At 42.4% G+C, this 5,650-nt stretch carries 4 protein-coding genes; 1 reads left to right on the top strand and 3 read right to left on the bottom strand.

The genetic code is table 11. The features are described 5' to 3' along the window. Positions 1 to 1,367, bottom strand: a 1,367-nt coding sequence (locus tag CXF72_RS00055; RefSeq protein WP_198552443.1) for an Ig-like domain-containing protein, incomplete at its 3' end; no start/stop codon positions are given. 445 nt (positions 1,368 to 1,812) lie between these two features. On the opposite strand from CXF72_RS00055, the gene CXF72_RS00050 reads away from it, so the two are divergent. Beyond that, positions 1,813 to 2,046 carry a hypothetical protein gene (locus CXF72_RS00050; RefSeq protein WP_101036015.1) on the top strand — a complete coding sequence of 78 codons (234 nt, stop codon included), beginning with the start codon at positions 1,813 to 1,815 and terminating at the stop codon, positions 2,044 to 2,046. A 915-nt stretch (positions 2,047 to 2,961) separates the two neighbouring features. Here CXF72_RS00050 and CXF72_RS00045 read toward each other — a convergent pair. Next, positions 2,962 to 3,738, bottom strand: coding sequence for an ice-binding family protein (locus CXF72_RS00045; protein ID WP_101036016.1), 777 nt, complete (start codon positions 3,736 to 3,738; stop codon positions 2,962 to 2,964). A gap of 1,017 nt (positions 3,739 to 4,755) precedes the next feature. Beyond that, the gene (locus CXF72_RS00040; protein WP_101036014.1) at positions 4,756 to 5,229 is read right to left on the bottom strand and encodes a peroxiredoxin; all 474 of its coding nucleotides are present in this window, start codon (positions 5,227 to 5,229) and stop codon (positions 4,756 to 4,758) included. Between the last annotated feature and the right edge of the window lie 421 nt (positions 5,230 to 5,650).

Genomic DNA, 5,650 nt, shown 5'->3' with positions numbered 1-5,650 from the left:
TCGACGTAGGTGGCGCTGGTGTTCCCTGCAATGTCATTCAGCGTCAGGCTGACCGGAATATCCGCGCCGGCGACCACATCGGTCCCCCCATCGGTCACCGTAAACTCCGCGGTGTAGGTAGTGCTGTTGGCACGTTGCAGATTGCTTAAGGCAAAGCCACCAATAGTGCCCGATAGATTACTGTAGGTCTCACCGCCATCGTCCGCGACCGTCAGAGTTACCATAATCGTATCGCTCACTTTAATCTCCGCGTCAGGGATAGAGATGCCACTGATTACAGGTGCGATAGTATCCCCGGTCACCTTGAAGTTGCCGGTGGCGGCACTTTCGTTGCCGGCGGCATCGGTCTCTTTAACATTAAAATCGTAGGTTTCGCCATCGGCGATGTTGGCCTCGTAGGTCCAGGTATCGCCGCTAACAGTCGCCGCACCCAGTAAGATATCACCGTCATAAACATTAACGCTTGAGCCTTCCTCCGTTTTGCCACTGAGTACCGGCGCGGTATCGTCGGTGCTGTCGCCCGAGACTAAAGCGCCTGTCACTGAACCCTGATCATCGGTCACCAATAGGCTCGATGCCGTTGGTGTTGTGGTATCAATGTTAATCGTTTTAATACTTGGAGCACTGGTGTTACCTGCAAGGTCAGTTTGAGTGACAGTCATCGACTCGGCGCCTTCACCCATGGCTGTAATATCAGCATCGATCACCGCAACCGTCCAGTTACCATCATCGTCCACAATCGCGCGATTACCGTCCGCCAAGGCTCTCTCGCTGCTGAAGGTTAAGTTAACCGTTGCGCCCGCTTCACCTGACCCCGTAATGTTAAAATTTTCCGTTGCTTCGCCATGATTCACCACATTATCAGTGCTGATATCATTTACTACTACCCTATCGGCACTGGAATCTCTGGGTTCAGGCGTTCCACCTCCCCCACCAGACAGCGCGACTGCCCCAACAATACCACCAGCAAGAATGCCTCCAGTCCATACTAAAGGTGACAAACCACTCTCTTGTGCGAACCAGACAACCGTTGCTTCGCCATTATCATTCACCAAACTGCTCTCTAACACATCTGAGCTACTCACAGCCATACCTTCGGCAGGTGTTGATGTGCCATCCGCAGAGAAAATTGCATTCATATCGACGCTATAAAAATCATCAATATGCGCAACAGGCTTGCCCTCAACTTCAATGTATAAATAATCACCTTTACGCTTTAATACTAACTCATCAGGTGCCCGCTGAGTATCCTGTTCAACCAAGGTATAAACAGCGCCATTTAATGCAGTAAGGGTTTGTAATTCGGATAAAGCAAGCGTTTGCTGTGTACCGTCAGGTAACTCAACAATTAAAGTCAATTTGGTCATTTCAAATCCTTTGAATGGTAATAGAAGTATATAACTCGCCCCACCAGGTCAAATAATTATATCTTTTACATGAACAAAATAAGGGCGCAAATGATCAATACTAAACAAATAATCAACTAATAATCAACACACAAAGAAGATAGAGATAAAAAACCTTGAATAACCTCTTACTTTTCATCATTTTCTGATGAAAATTAAAAGACTTATCACCTGTAAAATCGTCATAATCACGATAAAAAAAACAGGAAATAATTGCAAAAACCATTAAAAATTAAGGATTTTGATTTATGGACCGCTGCTTATTTTAATATAACCTTAAGATATTTTTTCTGAAAAACGGTAAACGGAAAATCACTTTGCTCCATGATATTTATCTGACAAATAAATATATTTTCTCACGTTCTATATGGGGAAATCTAAAATAACGGCACGCTTTGTAGATGTTATGGTAAAACTACAAAGCAATAATCGACCTTTACAACGCAGTATTTTACCATTAGATGCTCAGCTAAATTTACCTTGGGATAAATACTCCGATCGCATACGCCATGGAGTAGCTATTGAAACAAGAAAATTATCTGCTGATGAGACGCTTGCATACCAAAGCATCGAAGCCTTAAATAAGCTCAAAATATCGCGCAGCATATTGATGATTTCCACCGACAAAATAGTCACATGAGCGTAGAGAAAACAGATGATTTATTGCTATTCTTACTCTATGGAAAAGGCACCGCGATTTATACGATTCAGCCTCATCGGTGAACGCCAGAATAGATTATAAAAATAGAAAATGATGGCAGTGATATTCAACAGTTCAAAGTTACAGAGCGTAATAAGAACGCGTTGCCCTGTATTGAAAATACTGCAGAACCCATTATTGAAACTGGATTTTTAGAAGCTTTACAGCGCGATACAATTTACTGAAAGATACATAACAACTTCCTGCAGTCATGCTTTGCTGGCATTAATTTTTCTACACAATACAAGATTATATCTTTAATACATTTGTTATAAATGTTCAGATTACTTACTCAACAACGAGCTACGTTTACAATATGGAAAAGTACTAAAAAGGCTATTTAATCGCGAACAGCGTTATTGAACAGCGTTATTGAACAGCTTACAAATGACAGCGGGTGTTAAATCATAAGGAATTTCAACCCAATAAAAACGCCAATTGAGGAAGATTAATAATAATTAACCATGAGCGGCTGATAAAGCAAGGGGGAAAACGATGACCCTATATCTGTTCTGCTGAAAAGAGATTAGCAGCAGAGTCATTTTAGACTGAGTAGATGCTGTCTATATTGACACGCGGTTAAGCGTACTTATAGCTCAAGACGAAATACTTTCCCGATTAAAAATACCAGTGAAATTATCCGCCGACTCAACAAGTGGATCAGTCAATTGCATCACATAGCACAAAGTATTTGGAAAGTGCCGCTTCTCACGGGCTGATAGTGATTTATTGGCAGCACTGGGCATTCGAGCCAAGGCAGGCAGAACTCAAAAAAGGATGACAGATCTAAATCTGTCATCCTTTTGAAAGAATCGCTATGGCCAAATATTAAATCAAGCTAAGCGGTTTACCTGATTACTCAGATTCATTATTGACAGACGGCTCAGTACTAACAGGCGCCTCAGTAATTTCGTTCTTCTGTAGAGTAACCGCTGTCTGTGCAAACAATCGGCCCTTAACAGTGGCACCGGTGTTCACTGCGATCAGTTTTTGACCCAGAATAATACCTTCAAAATGAGCACCTGTTCCAATCGTAACCGAATCAGCAACCTGCCAGAAAACATTCTCAGCTAATGCACCGCCAGCCAATATTACTTTCTTATCAGCCGCTTGGGTTAGTGTACCTGCAATCTGTAAGATCCACACATCCGTCGCGTTGCCTTCAAGCGTCACATCGGTTGTAATACCCACATCCGTAGACCATTTATAAAGACCGGGAGTCAGCGTTAATCCGCCAATTTCACCCGCACCCAATTCGGTCTCATCCGGTGAAACTCGCCCGGCAGCATCAGTGTATGCGATTCCCATATCACCAATAGCAGAACCTAGCGTGCTGGGTGCATTGATTGAGCAGGGTGCAGGACCATTCGCATCGGTGGCGTATATATCACCAACCACTTCGTCACAGCGAAGAAGCATTGCAGCCCCTGTGATAGGACTTGCACCAATATCCCCTGTAACTATCGAGTCAGAAACATTGGTAATACCCGATTTACTTAATACGGCAAAATTGTCCGCACTGTTAAGCTGGACAGGAGACTCCGGATAACCAGCGACGGCATTACCCACCAACAACCCGCTAATAAGTAAAGATAGTGATATCTTTTTTGAATAATTTTTAAGTGTGTTCATCAATTTTTCCTCCATGAGAAATTTTTTAATCTGAAAAGTAATAATGGCAAAGATTATATTATTGCCAAAAATAGATCGATCCATCCACGCTGAGCCTCAGACTGGATAGATCGCCATTACCATACAGATAACCCGTTCTAATTGTTGACTTTTTTAGCCACAGGCTACCACATAAAGGGGGTTTAGCAACGCCAGCCCGCACTGAAAATTGCTATCTTATTGATAATTATTATTAACGTTTATTTTATTTACAATGGAGGCAATCAAGCACATAACATCCGCTTAGAATAGGGTTTCAGAGAAAGAAAACGAGCGCTTCAGGCGCTTCCGGCGCTGCTGACAAAGCAGTTGATCAGGTGCTGATATTGATAAAAACATCACCTCTCAAGCAGATTAAAAAAAAGTAAAATAAAAAGTGAAAAAGTGAAATTTACTGCTATTAACGGCATTTCCCAAGATGCTTGTCATCTGTTAGTGGCTTATATAATTTGGATAATAGAGTTAATAAAGTCAGCTTAGCAGGCAGAATCAAGTCACTGCATTGACCTCCACAGTAATCAAATCAACCGTTTTTAATTTATTTATAGCGCAATTTGTTGTAAAAAAAAGACCAGACCAAGCGTCAAGTAAAGGCTGGACAGCCAAATATTTTGATAAGTTTTACACGCAGAAAAGCTTAGTATTCAGATGATATAGGCTTATCGTGACATTAATGCAAAGATCACCGCAGTTGGTTTGACCGGCAATTCAGCATTTCCCCCTCTCTTTGGAAAATAAAGCTAATGCTACCGGTGAGCCAACAACACTTTGCCAAAACGACCGACAAGCGTTAACCATGCAAACCAAGTGTGCTGAGCAATATAGGGACGTTTTTTATTAAAATAAGTAGGCAAGCGTCATGGGAAAGGGTTTATTAAAGGCCGATCGCGGAAGATTGGCAGCTCGTTGAGCTGCACTTATAGCGAAGCAATAACAGCAGCGCTATTTTTTACTGTTCTTTTATGGTGCCGGTCAGGGTTACAACGCTTCGAGCATCACTTCCGCTTTACTCACTTCAAACTCTTTTGGCGCTTCGACATTAAGCTGCGTCACCACACCATCATCAATGATCATCGCATAACGCTGGGAGCGTACACCGCCGAAACCGGCCGTATCCATTTCCAACCCTAAGCTCTTGGTAAAACTTGCATCCCCGTCCCCCAACATCATCAATTCAGAGGCATTGTGTGCTTCCCCCCACGCCTTCATAACAAAAGCATCGTTCACTGCTACACAAGCGATAAGATCCACCCCTTTAGCTTTAAACTGATCTGCCAATACCACATAACCCGGTAAATGTGATTCAGAGCAGGTTGGTGTAAACGCGCCAGGAACGGCAAATAACACGACTTTTTTACCCGCAAAAAGTTCCGTTATCTGATGATTTATCATGCCATCAGGCGTTAACTGACTCAATACTGCAGGCGCTAGTTGTTGACCTTGTTCAATCATTTTATTTTCCTTAAATAAGAGAATGTTGCAATTATAGTCTAACGCTAAATGCGGTCCATAAACAGGGATAAAAAACAGGGTTATTCGCGGTGTTTTGCTAAAATAGAACATGCGTTTTACAGACAGCTGAGCACTATCATAGCCGCCTGTTTTTTACTTAAAAGGACAGCCCTGCACCAGCAGGCAATTTTTATCCACTGCAAGAAATAGCAACCTGATTCTTTTAGTTGCTAAATAACCGCCTTGTCCCCGAGCATCTTGTGAAAACATGACCAATAACGAGGCCGCTATTTAACCTTGACTTGGAATCAATTTAAACTGGTTTTTAATTGATCTTTACGGCTTGATTGGGAAGTTACTCTGCCACATTGATATTAGAGCATAACTCATTTTAATTAAACCACTGCAATCAACGCCCCCT

The sequence above is a fragment of the Psychromonas sp. MB-3u-54 genome, from assembly GCF_002836415.1.
GTDB lineage: Bacteria > Pseudomonadota > Gammaproteobacteria > Enterobacterales > Psychromonadaceae > Psychromonas.
This window is presented reverse-complemented; position numbering and strand designations above follow the sequence as displayed.

Excerpts from the sequence above, each read along its gene's own strand:
- CXF72_RS00050 (WP_101036015.1), top strand. The coding sequence starts at position 1,813 with ATGGTAAAACTACAAAGCAATAATCGACCTTTACAACGCAGTATTTTA.
- CXF72_RS00045 (WP_101036016.1), bottom strand. The coding sequence starts at position 3,738 with ATGAACACACTTAAAAATTATTCAAAAAAGATATCACTATCTTTACTT.
- CXF72_RS00040 (WP_101036014.1), bottom strand. The coding sequence starts at position 5,229 with ATGATTGAACAAGGTCAACAACTAGCGCCTGCAGTATTGAGTCAGTTA.